Annotated in this window: 11 protein-coding genes and 1 pseudogene; 3 read left to right on the top strand and 9 right to left on the bottom strand. The window is 32.9% G+C overall.

What is annotated here, in order from left to right:
• Nucleotides 1–80 precede the first annotated feature (80 nt).
• The 9 genes from BVG17_RS08380 to BVG17_RS08340 form a co-directional block, all read right to left on the bottom strand.
• On the bottom strand, nt 81–1,124 hold the full coding sequence (locus tag BVG17_RS08380) for a threonine aldolase family protein (RefSeq protein ID WP_063630620.1): 1,044 nt from the start codon (nt 1,122–1,124) through the stop codon (nt 81–83).
• A complete protein-coding gene (locus tag BVG17_RS08375; RefSeq protein WP_063630628.1) occupies nt 1,121–2,170 on the bottom strand; it encodes a threonine aldolase family protein in 1,050 nt (349 codons plus the stop codon). Before BVG17_RS08375 ends, BVG17_RS08380 begins: the two co-directional genes overlap by 4 nt.
• A 1-nt stretch (nt 2,171) precedes the next feature.
• Complete coding sequence (locus BVG17_RS08370) at nt 2,172–3,947, bottom strand: ABC transporter ATP-binding protein (protein ID WP_063630621.1); 1,776 nt, start codon at nt 3,945–3,947, stop codon at nt 2,172–2,174.
• Nucleotides 3,948–4,937 carry a phytanoyl-CoA dioxygenase family protein gene (locus BVG17_RS08365; protein WP_063630629.1) on the bottom strand — a complete coding sequence of 330 codons (990 nt, stop codon included), beginning with the start codon at nt 4,935–4,937 and terminating at the stop codon, nt 3,948–3,950.
• 4 nt (nt 4,938–4,941) lie between these two features.
• Complete coding sequence (locus BVG17_RS08360) at nt 4,942–6,618, bottom strand: WG repeat-containing protein (RefSeq protein WP_063630622.1); 1,677 nt, start codon at nt 6,616–6,618, stop codon at nt 4,942–4,944.
• A complete protein-coding gene (locus BVG17_RS08355) occupies nt 6,579–8,906 on the bottom strand; it encodes a glycosyltransferase (RefSeq protein ID WP_063630623.1) in 2,328 nt (775 codons plus the stop codon). The genes BVG17_RS08360 and BVG17_RS08355 overlap by 40 nt, the downstream gene beginning before the upstream one ends.
• A complete protein-coding gene (locus BVG17_RS08350) occupies nt 8,863–9,816 on the bottom strand; it encodes an NAD-dependent epimerase/dehydratase family protein (protein ID WP_063630624.1) in 954 nt (317 codons plus the stop codon). The genes BVG17_RS08355 and BVG17_RS08350 overlap by 44 nt, the downstream gene beginning before the upstream one ends.
• A 125-nt stretch (nt 9,817–9,941) precedes the next feature.
• Complete coding sequence (locus BVG17_RS08345) at nt 9,942–10,691, bottom strand: NTP transferase domain-containing protein (protein ID WP_063630625.1); 750 nt, start codon at nt 10,689–10,691, stop codon at nt 9,942–9,944.
• A gap of 121 nt (nt 10,692–10,812) precedes the next feature.
• The gene (locus tag BVG17_RS08340; RefSeq protein ID WP_063630626.1) at nt 10,813–13,413 is read right to left on the bottom strand and encodes an ankyrin repeat domain-containing protein; all 2,601 of its coding nucleotides are present in this window, start codon (nt 13,411–13,413) and stop codon (nt 10,813–10,815) included.
• 429 nt (nt 13,414–13,842) lie between these two features.
• Between BVG17_RS08340 and mutL the strand changes: the two genes are divergently transcribed.
• From mutL to BVG17_RS08325, 3 genes and pseudogenes are all read left to right on the top strand, one after another.
• Nucleotides 13,843–15,633 carry a DNA mismatch repair endonuclease MutL gene (mutL, locus tag BVG17_RS08335; RefSeq protein WP_143688975.1) on the top strand — a complete coding sequence of 597 codons (1,791 nt, stop codon included), beginning with the start codon at nt 13,843–13,845 and terminating at the stop codon, nt 15,631–15,633.
• 68 nt (nt 15,634–15,701) lie between these two features.
• Nucleotides 15,702–16,633 (top strand): annotated as a pseudogene (wmk, locus tag BVG17_RS08330) (WO male-killing family protein Wmk).
• Between the two features lie 169 nt (nt 16,634–16,802).
• Nucleotides 16,803–17,468 (top strand): JAB domain-containing protein, encoded by a 666-nt coding sequence (locus tag BVG17_RS08325; protein WP_143688756.1) that lies wholly within the window; start codon nt 16,803–16,805, stop codon nt 17,466–17,468.
• The last annotated feature ends 117 nt before the right edge of the window (nt 17,469–17,585 follow it).

Raw genomic sequence — 17,585 nt, 5'->3', positions numbered from 1 at the left:
GCTCTATGCAGATGCTAGCATAATACTATATTGGTATAATATTGTTTGACAAGAAGTTTGCAAACAATTAGTGCAGAAAATTACTTACTTAGTATCTTTCTTATAGCAGATACAGTAGCATTAATATCTTCATAGCTTATATCTCTATGTGTTATAGCTCTGATTTTACCTCTTATGTTAGCCATTCTAATTCCATAATTTGTCATTAGTACGTTTATTAATTCTTGAGTAGATATACAATTAGTACGTAATGAAAAATACGCTATATTAGTTTTATACAGGTCGATATCAATTATAACTTGATCTATGGAGTCTAGGCCTTCTATAAGGTGCTGCATTTTTTTATGATCTTCTTCTAAAGAATTTACATTATTACGTAGAGCATATAAACATGCAGCTGAAATAATGCCAGCTTGGTGCATACCTCCGCCAATTTGAAACTTATAGTACCAAGCTTTTTCAATAAACTCTTCACTTCCAAGCAATACTGCGCCCATTGGAGCACCTAATCCTTTACTAAAATCAATGAATACCGAATCAAAATAACTTGCATACTCCTTTGGAGATATTTTAGTATGAGCACAAGCGTTGAACAGTCTTGCTCCATCTAAATGAGTGAATACGTCATTCTCTTTGCAGAGACTTGAGATCTCTTGAATATATTCTAAAGGCCACACAGCTCCACCACCAAAATTTGTCGTTTGTTCGATAGAAACAAGCCCAACTCTCGGAATATTTCTTAAACTAGGACGAGTAATAAACTCAACAATTTGTTCTCCAGTAAATATTCCTCTCGTACCTTTGATGGGCAAAGGAGTGGCATGTGCCTGGGCTGCGATCAAGCCAGATTGTACTATGAGCGGATGTGAAGTTTCATCAAGCAGCAAGTAATCACCAGGTCTTTGAATGTGTACTTTATAAGCAATTACATTGGACATCGTTCCTGAAATCAAAAAGATTCCTGCAGGTTTACCTAATATTTTACATGCGGTTGCCACTAATTCGTTCACAGTTGGATCTTCACATGCAGCTTCGTTTCCAACTTTTGCTTTAGCCATCGCTTCCCTCATTTTAGCTGAAGGGTCAGTGTTTGAATCGCTAAAGAAATCTATTTTTACTCTCATATTAAATTTAACACAACCTCCTTTATAATTTCAGCAGCTTTCATGATGTCTGTTTCCTTTGTGCCAAGATGGGTAACTGCTCTTATATGAGACTCGAGCCAAGGAAAAAGCAATAAACCATAAGCTTGGCACTTACTTAAGAAAACCTCATTAGTTACATTTAGTGCTTTTATACTAAAGCTTACTATATTAGTTTCTGGATAAGGTAGTACCAGTTTTATGTGTGGAATTTCCTTAATCTTGTCTGCAAACAGTTTGGCGAGTTTATTGTCTTCTTTAAGCCTAGAAATATTGTTCTGTAGTACATACTTTGCTGCATTAGCACAATACCCTATCTGATGATAACCACTACCTAGCCAAACCTGTAGCTTTTTAGCCCTTTCAATTATCTCTCTTTTACCCATAAGCATTGAACCAAAAGGAGCTCCAAGTCCTTTGGTAAAAGAAAAGCTCATTGTATCCACATATTTAGCATAATCTGCTAAAGCAATATTTGTTTCGACATGAGCATTAAATATTCTTGCACCGTCTAAATGAAGATTTACATTGTGAGCTTTTAAAAAGTGATATAACTCGACTTGTTTTTCAAAAGGATAAATTTTACCATTAAACCCGTTTATACTATTTTCTATAGAAACAAGACTCACCTGAGCAAAAATTTTGTACCTTGGCTTAGAATTAATAGCATATTCTACTTCAGCAACATCTAAGATTCCGCTATTATTTCTAATACAATTAAATACGATATTATTTACTTTTGCATTGCCTGCGCTATCGAAAAAATTAACGTGATAATTATAATGAGTTATTAGTTCATCACCAGGACTTGTTTGACTGGCAATGGCTAATCTATTTGCAAGCATACCGCTGGTTACAAATAATGCTTCTTCTACTTTGAATAATTGTTTGCAATATTCTGATAAGTCATTACAGCTTTTGTCTTCACCATAAGCAAAATCTCCAACAGTTGCATTACTTATTGCATGTATAACGTTGGAGCTCTGCAGAGTTGTAGTGTCACTTCTCAGATCAATAATTTTTTCCATCTTATTTCTTGCCATTCAAACAACCAATTTGAGCATTCCAAAGTTCCTTGTAAAGACCTTGCTTAGAAACTAATTCAGCGTGTTTACCATCTTGGACAATTTTTCCTTTGTTAAATACTAGAATTCGGTCCATGTGTAAAAGTGTAGAAATACGGTGTGCTATAGTAATCGTAGTTTTATTTTGCATCAGTTTAAATAAACTCATTTGAATTGTTTTTTCTGTTATAGAATCTAACTGACTAGTTGGTTCATCAAGAAATAATATTGGAGCGTTTTTTAAAAATGCCCTTGCTATTATTATTCTTTGTCTTTCTCCTCCAGATAGTTTGATGCCTTTTTCTCCGACTGTAGTTCCATATTGATCTGGTAGAGTCATAATGAAATCGTGAATACCAGCCAGCTTTGCAGCTCTCATTATTTCTTCGATAGTAGATTGAAGTCTACCATATATGATGTTTGCTAAAATAGTATCATGAAATAACAATGGGTCTTGAGGTATTACAGATATTTGTTGCCTCAAAGAACTCTGTGTAACTTCTGATACTATTTGATTATCAATCTCTATATTACCTTTTTTAACATCAAATAGCCTTAGGATTAAGTTTATAAAAGTAGATTTACCACCTCCAGAATAACCAACTAGACCTACCTTTTCGCAAGGATTAATGGTAACTGAGAAATCTTGAAATAATGGCTCCTGACCTTCATAAGAAAAAGAAACATTGTTAAACGTTATTCTTCCACTTAATAAATTTAATTCTTTAGCATTTTCCTTATCTTGAATTTCTGGTACGGTATTCAAGATTGGCAATGCATCTGAAACTTTGCCGAAATGAGTAGAAAATTGGGTAAGATTTCTAGTTAGATGGTTAAGAAACTCTATAATCGATATATTAATTCCAAGTACAAGAACAATATCTCCTATTGCGATTTTGTTCAATTGATAATCATGAATTAAAAAATACAAGTTTACTGCTTGGAGTATATCGAATGAATAGCCATATATAAACCAAAGACAAAAGTATGCCCACTGCAATTTTCTCTCTGCAATAGTTCTTTTCTTGCATATTTGAAAAAATTTGTGTCTCTCATGTGCTTGCTGAGAAAATAGCCTTACTGATATAACATTTAAAATACTATCTGCTATACTAGCTATTACTTGTGAATTTTGTTTAGAGTAATTATCAGCTAGTTCAGTAAGTACACGAAAGCTGAAAATCGAGACTAAAATAAAAATGCTTACCCAAGTGAATGTAGCGATTGCAAACTTTATGTTTACTAATGATAAGGTATAAATAGCTAAGACTAATGCTATACTGTAACCGAAAAAACAATCTATAAGCAATCTTATTAACTCTATCACACTATCCATTAAGCTACTGACCTTATGTACTAAGCTTCCAGATAAATTGTTCTGATAATAGGAATGGTCTTGTTGGAGTAGCCTACAAAAAGATATATCAGCTATTTTTTGACGCATTAAGGTAAACATTCGAATGTCAACAAAATAGCCATAGAATCTAAAAGCAGTAGTGATAAGTAATGCCATGCCAAGATAAGCGCTTACAGGTAATAAAAGATTTTCAATTACATTACCTTCCTGATATTTTACAGCTGTATCTAGAATATTTTTTACTAAATACTTTCTAAAAGACAAATCAACAGCTACCACCAGAGCAACTAAAGACATTATAAGTACATTAAGCTTGAATTTAGATACTATATTCAAGATGAACATCAATACACATTTGAAGCTATCAACTCTACTTCTGTTCATTTACAATGCTAGCTCCACTACTTTAACTTTTTTATTGAGAAATACAAGTAGTGAAAACCATAAATTTTTGTATATTTTTCCTGAGATGTCTCCAGCATCATGTAGTGCTGATGCTTGATTTAGAATAAGCAGCTTATATAAATCTCGCTTAGCCTCAGTAGTGTCGATCTCAGAAATATTTGTAGTTGTATCTGTAATAAAGGCTAACCAGCTCTTGATAAGTTCTTCCATGTTTTTTGCTTTTATACTTTCCTGGTAGCCAAACAATGACAAGCATTCTCTCAGTATAGATTCTGTTAACTCACCACAATTGAGTATACCAAAAACTGAAGGCTGAGGTTTTGGCACATAGGGAAGGTCTTGATCTTTTATAATCCACCTTGTTACATAAGCAAATCTATCTTTAGCATCTGTATTCTTATCACTACCATGCCATAACCGTGAATCAAAAACTATCGCATCTCCTGCTGAAATAGGTAGTGACTTAATTTTGTAATTTTCCCGATTACTTGAGTACTGATCAAAAAAATATGGGTACCAAAAATCAACTAAAGGCTGTATTTCCCATTTATGACTGTTTTCTATAATTTGCAGTGCACCTGAAGTTTCACTTACATTATTCAAAGCTAACCAAACAGAAAAGTGGTAAGGATCATTGAAACTATAGGAGATGTCTTGATGGAAGGGAACTGCATCTATTAAATCAGCAGTTTTACATATAACATTTGATTTTTTCTGCAGTATCTGACACTGAAGTGACTTTTCAAGGTAATTTTTAATAATTTTATCTAATGCTTGAGAGATAATTCTAGTTACTCGAGATGACGTGCCCCATCTGCCGGTACAGTTTAAGTAGTCAGAAGTTGAAACACTTAGTTCTTGGGATAGCTTTGATATCTTATTTGTTATATCACTTAAAGACTGAGTTATTAGCTCTAAAGGAACCAGATTTTTGATAATAAAAAAACCATTTTTTTGTAATGTTTCCATGTGATTAACACCTGACATCAATAACTGATAAGTAATCTGTTAAAGGTAAAACAGCAAAAATTTTGAATCCTTTTACTTGTTTGAGTATTTTTTCCCAATCGTTTAATGTTCTTAGTTTACCTCCTGTTTCAACCATGACATTAATATCTACAGAGCCTCCAGTTGGAGAGCGGTAATCTAAAATAGTTTCTATCAATAAAATACGAGATATTCCTTTGACCAATTTTAAATAAGACAATACTTTATCATCATCATAGTGCTGTAGAAAGCGGCAAAAGACACCTAATTCATAATTTGTAACTGATAGTTCTTCCTGAGTTATAAGTTTGACTTTTAAATTTTCTACTAACTGTCTTGGTACTTTATGTTCGTTATATAGGCCTATAGAACCTTTATTGTGTATATCAGAATAAGCAAGAAATAAAGAGTGTACACCAAATAGCAATATATTCTTAGCACCATCTATATTAATCCTAGAATTAAACTCTTTAGTATCAAATCTAGAATATCCTAGCAATGCTTGGTAAAACGCTATTTTCTTATCTTCTGATGCTTCTCTTTCCTTAAAAGATTCAAATGAAGAGATTGACTCCTGTTTTAGTATATCAGCAATCTTTAACCAATTCTTTTCAGCGGCAACTCTTGCCCACATTGTTGCTGCTTTTGGCAAAAATGGTATTTCCTTAAAACACTTACCTTTTGATGATAGTTTCCATAAGTCCTCGTCCTTATCGTAATCAACAAACCCTATTTCCCACAACGCCCTTAACAGCCTTTCTAGATTTGGTACGATAATGTTTAACTTTTTAGATAAAACTGGCATAGTTGCAGGTAAAATATTTAACAAATCAAGTTCAATAGCAATGCTTGTTAGGTAAGTTTTCCAAAAGGCTGAAAGTTCTGCAGAAATCCTATGCACTTGAGATTCTTTACCTAAATCAAAAATACTAAACTTTACATTTCCGGTAATATCGATTTGTCCTAACAGACCTTCAAAAGTTTCAACTTTTGCCATCCCATTATAGAATGCTTCTACCATTTTAAATCTCTGCTGGTAAACAGGATCACCATTAATATCTATATGAAACCAACCATGTTGATCTTCTGCAATAGAATACCCTTTATGAAAAACATTAAGTTTTTTATACCATTTATTATGTACTAACTTTCCATGATGATTAATATGTGTAGCTTTACCATCCTTATAGACTACAGCGATACCATCCTTAAAATCTCCAACATAATCATATTCCTCCTGATAAATCCTGTTGCCATTTAAATTAATATGAAAACATTTATCATGTCTTCTAACTACACAAGCATCTTCCTGATAATTTCCAATCCATTGATAAGACTGTTTGTATACTCTACATCCAAATGAATCAATATGGTAACACCCTGTATCATCTTCTACGGCTGCTCTATTAAAGTAGAATCCAAAAGTTTTTAGAAATCTATTATGATAAACTGCTTCTCCTCTTACATTGATATGATAAGCACCTGTCTGATCATAAACCGGTGCAAGACCGGGCTCATGAAATTTACCAACCTTTATAAACCTATTTTCATACAAAGGATTTCCTAGTAATTCGTGAAAGCTCTCACACGGTGAAATTTTAATAGATCTAAGATTATCTTTGATTAATTGATCAAAGGTTTTCTCATGTTGCATGTTTTGCATAATTTGTAATTTAAATAATTCTTTTGTAAGCTTAGGTACTCACTACTCTGCCATATTTCCTCGAGTTTAACCTCATTAACATTACCAAAATTTCCTAATGTCTTACGGAGTTCATCTGGAGCACAGCAAGGACTAAACTTTCCTTCATTGTTTATCCATGCTTCTTTACCTAAAAATGGGCATTGACCACCTGGAGCCAAATCCTTAATACCTTCTTGAGAAAGAATTGTAAAATTTTCTAATTTTATCTTTTTACCATTTGGTAATAGCATATTATCTCTAAGCTCATATAACCTTCTCACCTCTGTATTCCATCTACTAATTGCTAACTCATCTCTTCTCATAGATAGATCCTTAATTTCCTCAAAATGTGCCCAAAGATGATGTCCTTTAACTCTATCTATGCCGTTTTTTATGGCCATCTTAACTATGTCATAGAGTTCATGTAAATTACTTTCCAAAAATGTTAATTGTAAAGTAACGGTACACCTTTCACCTGTGTCGCTAAAGTATTTATCTCTAACTTCAAGGAAAGTTTTTAAGTTTTCTGTCACTACTTCCCATTTTGAACCTTTCATGATTCTTTCATGAGTTTCTTTAGTTGCCCCATTCCAGGAAATCTTAACATCAGATAAAATTGGTACCAATAGTTCAGCCCATTTTCTAGCTCCTTTAATGGGAAAAGAACCATTGGTTGTGAGGTTAAGCTTAAGGCCGAACTCATGGCACAAATTGATTATTTCATCAAAGCTTTTATACATTAAAGGCTCACCCATAGTAGAAGGAATGATTTCCCTTAAAGGTGTACCAGCTGCTTCTTTAATTACTTTTCTGATAGTTTCTATTGATAGTATCTTAGGTTTTATTCCTTTAGCTTTCTTCTCTTCTTTAACTTTACTGTATGGTGAAAAACATTCGCACATTATACAAGAAAAATTGCAGTAATCTGGATTAGTATCAAAAGTAATTCTCCAAGGACCGGGTTTAACAGCTACTGATTTGCCTTTCTTTTTAATAGCATTACGGTAAATCTTGTTAAGTTTTTCAGTATGCTCACTTATAGAAGGTATATTTCCATTTTTAGTATAAGGATAGCCTTTTTGGGTAAGTTTACTATATAACTCCTGATCTGTAGATAGGATTTGCATTTTTTCTGATAAACTACTTGCATCTCTGTGCTTAAACAACAGTCCATCTCTTACATATTCTGCCATGCCACCATAATCGGCTGTTATAACTGGTATTCTAAGTTGCTGTGCTTCATGTATTACTAACGGTGAATTTTCACCCCAAATTGAAGGAACGACTATTGCATCAACTTTATTAAATACGTCAGTAACTATATTCTTGTTATCATAACTTCCCATCCATTCTATTCTTTCTTTAACAATAGGTAAAAATTGATCGGTAATCGCTTTTAAAGCGTTAGTTTCTTCTCTTTCTGCTCCCCAAATTCTAAGTTTTGCTTTAGATGATAAGTGAGAAAAAGCTTTCAATAATAGATCAACACCTTTCTCGGAAGTATGAGTACCAATATAACCGAAAATAAACTCTTTTTCTTGTGCTCTATTTCTATTCTTAAGACGATTGAGATCAAAACCATAATCAAGATAAGAAATTTTGTTTATCGGAACATTAAAATCCTGAGTAAATTTATCCATCAAGAATTTCGATGGGGAAATAAAGTAATCTATATAGTCTATTATTTTCCTTGTGTGCTTCATTCTAGTTGCAACCCATTGTTCCCAATAATTTATGTCTGAATTCAGGAATTCTTCATCTCCTGTAAAATATCCCTTGTAACATTGGGTTGCACATTTTTGATCCTTTTGTCCATCACAAAGCTGCAATAAATCTTCAGAATTACGTTGAATAAACCTTCCTCTTGGACACATTAACCAAAAGTCATGTAGCGTAAAAATTGTAGGTATATTTTCTTTAAAAGCAATTTCTGGTAAAGTAATTGATAGATGATTAAGATGACCAAAATGTATAAGATCTGGCTGAAAGTTATCTATTATTCTTTTAAATTTTATATTTACTTCTTCATTGATAAATTTATAACGATATTTAGCTGTAGGTATATTAATTAAATGCAGTAAAATCCGGGAATCACTACGATCTAGAACTGTAGTGTAATAAAAATCAGGTAAAAAGCTATTTTCATACCTAGTAAATACTTGTACCTCATTGTTATTTGCTAGTTCATGAGCAAGAGTTTGGCTATAAACCTCTGAACCAGCACTATAATAAGGAGGGTAACCATGAATAACTTTTAATATTTTCATATATTACCATATCTATATTGTTAGGATATTCTTGTGTATTGTTTTGTAGACTTTTTATAAATTTACTTAATCCTACTTCTAATGAATGTTTTGGAGACCAACCAAGTAGCTCTTTAGCTCTAGTAAAATCACCATGAAACTTAGTTACATCAAAATTTCTTGGAGGATAAAAATCAATTCTAGAATCACTTTTTGTGACTTTTAATATTGTTTTTGCTAAGTTTTCTAAAGTACATGGGCTATTAGTAGTAAGATGAATAGCAGGAAGAGAAGATTTTTCGCTTTGTAAATATTGAACAGTTAAGCATATACCCTCTATAACATCATCCAAATAGGTAAAATCAAAAACACATTCTTTACCTTCTATTTTAATTGGATCACCTCTTAATGCATTAATACAGAGTGCAGGAATTACTCTACTGTTATGATCTAGTAAACCACCGTATACATTTGAAAAGCGTAATATTGCTACATTAAAATCTTTTGAACTTGTTATTTGTTCCTCAATCAATGCTTTACCTTTGGCATAATTATTTATTGGATCGATACTAGCAGATTCTGTAACTGGCAGTTCCTTCTGCTCTCCATAGACTTCTCTACTACTTGCATATATAAACCACGGTTTATTTGGAAGTGACTTACATAACCCTAAAAACTGCATTGTACCATCAACATTAATTTTTCTACACAGTTCAGGATAAAGTTCACCATGTATAACTCGAGAAATTGCAGCCAGATGAATAATTCCTGTACACTGAGCAAGTAGTGGTACTATATCTTCTGAAAAAAAACTGAGTGGATTGTTGTGAAACCTAATATCACAGCTTATTACTTCATGGCCCTGGTTTTCTAACTTTTTCACCAAGGTTGACCCTATCAAACCTGCAGCACCTGTTATTAATATCCCCATGTATACCCTCTCACTACAACTAGGAAAATTTGTCGTACCAATTATCTTACAAGTAAGAATCAAAAGGTATTATAAAACCAGTATAAAACAAATGTCAACTTAAATTAATGAATAAGAAAATGTAGTTATGAAAGAAAAGTTGGCCGCCTTTTTTTTTGAAAATAGTGTTCGGCTTTAATCAAATCCTCTTTATTATTTACTCCCATTGCTTCTCTTTCATCAGAAACTACATAACCTACACTCAAGTTATTGGTTGCTGCAATGGGCACTATATCATTAAGACAATATTCATTGGTCGAATTATTAAATTTTATTTCTTTTACTAAGGTAAAGAGATCTTTAGCATATGAAACCATTATTCCAGAGTTTGCAAGAAGCATTTTATCTCCATTTTTTAGGATTTTTTGAACATTTCCGTAATTATCAATTACTAATCTTCCATATTGTTCATCTTGACTATTGAATCCAAGAAGAACTAAATTATTATACTTTAAACAATCAGTCATTTTCATAACTGTATCGCTAGATATAAAAGGAGTGTCTCCATACTGTATTAAAACTATGTCTTGATCAGATAACTCCTCCAGATTTTCTAGAGCAATTTTAACTGCAGTGCCAGTGCCTGTAATATCTTCTTGAATTATTAGTTTTATATTGTATTGATCGATTATACTTTTTAGAGTATCAAAGTTTTCTAAATCTTTTAGAAGGGAGTTGTTAACAACAATTGATAAGCTTTTTAGACTCAGCGATTTTGCATTAGAAATTATATGTTCTAAAAGAGTAAGATTTCCCACTTGGTGCAACGCTTTTGAATATTCAGAATTCATTCTACTGCTCTTTCCTGCTGCTAATATTATCAAAATTTTACTCATACATAACTCAGGAATTGATTAGGTAGTAAGTTAATTTATAATTAGTAAGATGTAAAGTCCACTGTAATTTTTATATATTTTCTAGATCTTGGCACCCTCATTAGAGTTTCATTTAAGAGAGCTATAACTTTAAACTCTTTACTCTATTTTCTACGCTGACATCTTGTAAACTCTGATCTGGACTTTTTAATATTTCTAATAATCTACTTGCAAGGTTTGAGTGTTTATTGATTACTGCAACCTGGACTAATGACTTGTCTTGATCATTACGAGCATTTGTTACAGCTACGCGCTCATCGGGTTTTATTGCTCTCAGCTTACTGATAATTTCAACATTACCATTTTTTGCATTTTCAAATAGCTCTTCTACTAATTTCAATAGGTTAGTAATATTCTGGTCTCGAGAAAGATCAAGTGGTGCTTTACCTTCTTTATTCTTGATGTTATAAATTGCACCATGTTTCAACAAAGATTTTACAGCTTCGAAAAAGCTATTTTCAGTAGCAACATGCAACGATGTAGTGCCTTTAACTATTGTTTTAGCATTAATAAAATCACTCAATTTATTGTGGCTTACACGTTGTAACAAAGCTTCAATAATTTCTTTATGACCTTTGGAAGCAGCAGTGTGTAATGGTGTATTACCCTTGTTAGTAACTTTAGTAGCATCAGCTCCATTTGCTAGCAAGATATTTACAACTTTTATGTGCCCATTATTAACAGCATAATGTAATGGCGTTCTTCCATCCACGTTCTTCGAATCAATGATTGCTCCATCTCTAATGGAACTCTCAATTCCTAAATAATTATTATCTTCTATAGCCTTAAATAACTTCTCAACCAATTTTAGTAATTTTATTACTTCTGGGTTTCCTCTTCTTTCCGCAAAGTGTAATGGTAAAACATATCTACCTCCTTCAGCTCTAGCATTAAAGTATGCTCCGCTCATAAGTAGAGACCTAACTATATCTAAATTACCAATTTGTGCCCCTAAGTGTAAAGGCGTAGCATTTTTATCCATTTTTGCATTAACATCCGCTCCATTTATAATAAGAGTTTTAACTACCTTAGGATGACCATATTGAGCTGCAAGATGTAGGGCTGTGCCTTTATTTTGATTTTCTTTTACATTTACATCAGCACCATGTTTCAATAGAACGGTTGCTATCTGATCATAACCTTTTTCTGCTGCAAAATGTAAAGGAGTCCAATTTGTGTGATCTAAAGCATTAATATCTGCTTCCTTTTCTAAGAGCAATTCAACCACCTCTAAATGATCATGGTCTACTGCAAAGTGTAGAGGTGTAGTACTTTTAACTGTTTTAGCATTAATGTCTGCTCCTTTATCAAGCAAAGATTTAGCAACTTCTAAATTACCATCATATGCTGCACAATGTAGAGGAGTCCAACTTCTGTTATCTAGAGCATTAATATCTGCTCCATTTTCAATCAAGAAATTCATTATTTCCAAGCGATTATGTTCTGCTGCCAAATGTAGAGCTCTTCTACCATCATCCATCTTTGCATTTATATTTGCTCCTTTTGCAATTAAGCTCTCTACTATTTTTAAAGAAAAACCATTATATGCTGCATTATGTAAAGGAGTCCAATTCTGATCATCCACGGTGTTAATGTTTGCTCCATTTTTAATTAAAAAATCACTCACCTCGAAATGACTTTGCTGAATTGCTAGATGCAAAGGTGTAAAACCTTCGTTTTTTTTAGCATTAACATTGGCTTTTTTCTCTATTAGTAGCTTCACTACTTCTAAGTGACCATTCTGAGATCCTATATGTAAAGCTGTGGAATTATCGTGGTCCTTAGCATTAACATCAATTCCCCTTACGAGAAGAAGAGACTTAACTACTCCAAAGTGATTACGTTCTGCTGCTAAATGTAGAGGTGTAAGATTCTCATAATCCTTAGCATTAACATTAGATTTTGCTTTTAGTAAAATGTCTACTAACTCTAAAAAGCCATTTTGAGACGCTAAATGTAGAGGTGTAATCTTATCATCTGTTTTTGCATTAACGTTTGCTCCCGCTTCAAGCAGAACTTTAACTATATCTAACCTACCAGTTTGTGTTCCCAGATGTAAGGGTGTAATGTTTGCATCAACTTTATGATTACCTATGCCTGAAGATCCAGCGTTAATATTAGACCCTTGTGAAATAAGAGCTTTAACTACTTCGAGGTTACCATTTTGTACTGCAGAATGCAAAGGTCTTGCTCGATCATTATTTACAGCATTAACATCTAATCCCTTTTCAATAAAAACATTTACTATATCTAGATGACCATTCTCTGCTGCTAGGTGTAAAGGTGTATTAAGTTTATCTGTTTTAGTACTAAGATCTGCTCCATTTGCAATCAAGGTGTTGACTATATCTAAATATCCTTGCTGGGATGCAAAACTTAAAGGTGTAAAGCCTAGAATGGTCTTATGGTTTACATCTGCTCCATGAGCAATAAGAAAGTTAACCATCTCTAAGCGATTTTTTGCAATTGAAAAATACAGTGGCGTAAAGCCATCGTACTTAATCTCTGAATTAATATCTAAACCTTCTCCTAATAAAGTGTTGACTAAATCCAACTGACCATTTCCTGCTGCTAAATGTAGTGGTGTAAGACTAAGATGTTTCTGAATTTCATAATTTTCATTTAAAAACTCTACAAAAAATTGCAGCTGATCCAGATTATTAGATATTCTATTAGTAAACATAAAGGCCTCGCATGAAGAATTTATGTAAAATATAGTATCTACAAGTTTTTAAGCAAGATAAATCTTCTTCTTAAAAAAGATACTGTAATCCAATCTGTATGCTTATAACTTCTTCATTTGATCATGAGTAGATCAGGTGTCTCAGCTGCAATAGAGACACCTGCCTTAAGTAGCTACGTCAATTTTCTCTGTTTTTGCCCCTTTTTTTTCTGATGAAGATGTCTTCATTCTTCTCAGTAGCCAATATTCTTTTTAAAGAATAATCGTTACGTGCACCAAGGAACTTAGAAAGAACAATAGGAAATCCACTTAAAAAGCATTAATAATTATACATAATTCTAATGATCTTCATGAAAGGGCTTAGAATAGAATTTAATAGACAATCTGATTTTAATTGATATTAAACTGATCAGACTGAGAGTTGAAAATATGGCAATAATTCTTTTAGACACAAAAACTATAAATCGTATAGCAGCGGGAGAGGTAATAGAAAGGCCAGCGAGTGTAGTAAAGGAATTAGTAGAAAATGCAATAGATGCTGGAAGTTCAGAGATAGAGATCAAAATAGAAAGTGGTGGACGTAACCTTATAACTGTGACAGATGATGGAAATGGAATAGAAAAGGACGACTTAGAACTAGCATTTATGAGGCATGCCACTTCAAAATTAAGCGATAGTGAGTTAATAGAAATCAAGCACCTTGGGTTTAGGGGAGAAGCTTTACCTTCAATTGCAGCAGTAAGCAGAATGAAATTATCGTCTAAGGCAAGTGGAGCAAAGGAAGCATGGTCTATAAGGTATGAGGGAGGAGAAAAAATAAGAGAGATTACCCCTTGTTCTTTGTTGCAAGGTACATATATTGAAGTTCGTGACTTATTTTTTGCTACACCAAATAGACTAAAGTTTCTAAAAACCGAAAGGGCAGAAACACAAAGTATTGTTGATATTGTGAATAACTTAGCGATGATTAATTATAGTATTGGGTTTACTCTCACTTCTGGTAATAAAAAGCTCTTAAAATATGTTAAGCAAACTTCGCTGTTCAACAGATTATGTGAAATAGAAGAAGAATTTCAAAGCAATTCACTGGAAGTTAAAGAGGAAGAAGAAGGCATCAAACTTAAGGGACACATCTGTAAACCTAATGTCAATCGTGGCAACTCAACTCAGATTTATACGTTTGTTAATGGAAGGCCAATAAAAGACAATCTACTTGTTGGTGCAATTAGATATGCGTATCACGATTTTATTCCAAACAATAGGTATCCTTTTGCAGTGTTGCATTTAGAAATACCATATGACCAAGTAGATGTAAATGTGCATCCAAATAAATCGGAAGTAAGATTTCAGAATAAAAGGCTAATATATGAAATAGTGAGAAGAGGGATAATAAAAACACTATCAACGAGATTTGCAGCGGGTGATCAAGGTATTGAAGAGGAGCTAATTTTTAATGATAGTAAAAGCCAAGAGCAGGTTGATAGTCAAGAGAAAAAAGATCAAAAAGAGTTTTATGAAAAGAGACCAAGTCTTTTAGAAAATCGTCTAATGAAAGAATTCAATGCACCAGATGAAAGAAGGCAAAGCTTACCAGAAACTTTTAAGTATGGAGAATCCCCAGCCCAAAAGGGAACGATGGTTTTAGAAAGGAAGCAAATTGATTTGGTAGAGGATCATCCCCTAGGATATGCACGTTGTCAGGTCCACAATACTTACATTATTGCTGAGGCTGGAGATAGGCTGATTATAGTAGATCAACATGCAGCCTATGAGAGGTTGATATACGAGTGCTTAACAAGCATAAAAAGACAAAAACTTCTCATTCCTGAAATAGTTGAAATTAAAAACCAAGCTGGAATGGAGATGGTTAAAACTTATAAAGATAAGCTTTTTGAAATGGGTTTTGGTATTGAAATAGAATCAGAAGATAAAATAATGGTGAAAGAAATACCTTCAATCTTGGGAACAATAGATATAAAAGAGATGCTAGTTGATATAGTAGATAAGTTAACGGAAATGGAAGATACGTTGTCAATAGAGGATAAGGTGAATAAAATATCAGCCACAATCGCTTGCCATGGAGCAGGAAGAAAAATGAAATTGGAAGAGATGAATGAGATACTAAGACAAATTGAGAAAACTCCATATTCTGGTCATGAAAGACCAACGTATATAGAAATGAAACTAAGTGATATAGAAAAATTGTTTGAAAGGAGATGAGTTCAGTTTGTCAAAAAGGTTCCCAATTAAGTATACGTAACAGCTCTTCTGGTTATGGAGTATAAAATGTGAAAAAAGAGAATAAATGCTCTAATTTTTTAGATTACAAAGTAATAGGACAGGAAGTAAGAAATCATAGATTAGCAAAGGGATATACTCAAAAAGATTTAGCAAAAAAAATCGGAACAACATATCAGGTAATACTGCTATATGAAAAAGGAACGCGCAGAATTTCAATTAAGAAGTTATATGAATTAGCAGAAGCATTATCAACAACTGCTAGAGATCTAGCTTGCGTACAAGAAGTATCAAATGAGGGAAGGTATGAGGAAGAGGAGGTACTGAATCTAGTAAGAAGACATAAAGAGATTAAGGATCAAGAATTACGCGAAACGTTTTATTTATTAACTAAATTCATCCGTATTAGTGAGGAAGAAAGTGGAAAGGCGGTAAAAATAGAAGTAGCAAAGGGTTTGGTTAAGGAAGGAGTTTCTGCTCATGTTATCTCTCGAACAACTAACCTATCTATTGGTGAGTATGAGGAGAACAAAATTTCGGTTCCATACAAAGTAGGGCAAAGGATAAAAGAGTGGAGATTGATACGAGGATATACACAAAAAGATTTAGCGAATAAAGTTGGTATAACAAATCAAGGATATACGAGTATGAACAAGGGAGAGCTAGTGTTTCACTTGAAATGTTAGATGAAATAGCAAAGATGCTATTAATTAATATTACAGATCTGCTTCCAGAAACAAGAGAAAATGAGAATAGTGAAGTGGAACTATCAAGGTTAATAGAAGAATACAAAAAGATTAAAAGCCAAGAATTACGTCATGTACTCATAAAATCTCTGTTTGAAAGCATACAAGTTTGCAAAGAGAAAGTGAAGAGAGTAGAAAAGATGAAAATTGCAAAGAATTTAGTTAAGGAAGGAATTTCTATCAATATTATTTTAAAAACAGTGGGCATCTCTTTAGACGAAATTCAACAAATTTAAAATAAAAAATCAGTATCTATTAATATCTTTACTTTTTGATGAAAAAATAAGTAAAAAAGATTGAAAAATTGATTTGACTTCACTCAAAAGCTATGGCCTTATGCCAATGCTGACAAAAAACAGCAGTAAATATATAAAAACATTTTGTTATTAGTGAAGGGTAATTTTTATGAATAATAAGAAAGATCGTAGAGAAGAAATAGAATTCAGAGCATTAGAAAGCAACGGTAAAGCACTACTTGATCGTGAAGTAATAGAAACGTTTCTAAGTGCAGTGCATGACAGGGAAGAAGCTCGAATTATTGCTAGAAAGCTAATAGATAATTTTGGAATAGGAGGAGTTTTAGGCCAGGAAATAGATGACTTGAAAACTATAGAAGGGATAACTGACTCTACAGTAGCAGTAATTTTATGCCTAAAGGAAGCTGCAAAGAGAGTACCAAGAGAAGAGTTAAAGAAAGGACCTGTAATGGATAACTTGGAAACCATAGTAAAATATTTGAGGGTGAGTATTGGTTATTCAGAGGAGGAAAAGATGAAAATAATATATTTTGATCAAAAGTGCCGTTTAAAGGGGGAAGAAGTGTTCACTGGTACAGTGGATAAGGTACCTTTTTACATAAGAGAAGTAACAAGAAAGGCATTAATAAGAAAAGCGACGTCAATAATAATATCGCATAACCACCCAGAAGGAAGGTTAAAGCCATCTGATGAGGATGAAGCTGTAACTAAAGACTTGGCTAAAGCTTGTCAGACTATAGGGATTAGGTTGCTGGATCACATTATCATCACAAGTGTTGGGTATTTTAGCTTTAAAGAGCAAGGACTGTTATAAAGCAGATGTTTGAAGATTTTCATGAGTTGTTTAACTACTTGAATGAAGAAAGTATTTGCAATCACATTAATCATTGCTTATAATTAATGAGAAAGTATATATTGAATTAATAATAAA

It is taken from the genome of Wolbachia endosymbiont of Laodelphax striatellus (assembly GCF_007115015.1).
Classification (GTDB): domain Bacteria; phylum Pseudomonadota; class Alphaproteobacteria; order Rickettsiales; family Anaplasmataceae; genus Wolbachia.
The sequence above is the reverse complement of the archived record's forward strand: the minus strand, read 5'-3'. Positions and strand labels throughout refer to the sequence as shown.

What these genes read in the sequence shown, in the direction of transcription:
- BVG17_RS08380 (WP_063630620.1), bottom strand. Translation starts at nt 1,124, where the DNA reads ATGAGAGTAAAAATAGATTTCTTTAGCGATTCAAACACTGACCCTTCA.
- BVG17_RS08375 (WP_063630628.1), bottom strand. Translation starts at nt 2,170, where the DNA reads ATGGAAAAAATTATTGATCTGAGAAGTGACACTACAACTCTGCAGAGC.
- BVG17_RS08370 (WP_063630621.1), bottom strand. Translation starts at nt 3,947, where the DNA reads ATGAACAGAAGTAGAGTTGATAGCTTCAAATGTGTATTGATGTTCATC.
- BVG17_RS08365 (WP_063630629.1), bottom strand. Translation starts at nt 4,937, where the DNA reads ATGGAAACATTACAAAAAAATGGTTTTTTTATTATCAAAAATCTGGTT.
- BVG17_RS08360 (WP_063630622.1), bottom strand. Translation starts at nt 6,618, where the DNA reads ATGCAAAACATGCAACATGAGAAAACCTTTGATCAATTAATCAAAGAT.
- BVG17_RS08355 (WP_063630623.1), bottom strand. Translation starts at nt 8,906, where the DNA reads ATGAAAATATTAAAAGTTATTCATGGTTACCCTCCTTATTATAGTGCT.
- BVG17_RS08350 (WP_063630624.1), bottom strand. Translation starts at nt 9,816, where the DNA reads ATGGGGATATTAATAACAGGTGCTGCAGGTTTGATAGGGTCAACCTTG.
- BVG17_RS08345 (WP_063630625.1), bottom strand. Translation starts at nt 10,691, where the DNA reads ATGAGTAAAATTTTGATAATATTAGCAGCAGGAAAGAGCAGTAGAATG.
- BVG17_RS08340 (WP_063630626.1), bottom strand. Translation starts at nt 13,413, where the DNA reads ATGTTTACTAATAGAATATCTAATAATCTGGATCAGCTGCAATTTTTT.
- mutL (WP_143688975.1), top strand. Translation starts at nt 13,843, where the DNA reads ATGGCAATAATTCTTTTAGACACAAAAACTATAAATCGTATAGCAGCG.
- BVG17_RS08325 (WP_143688756.1), top strand. Translation starts at nt 16,803, where the DNA reads ATGAATAATAAGAAAGATCGTAGAGAAGAAATAGAATTCAGAGCATTA.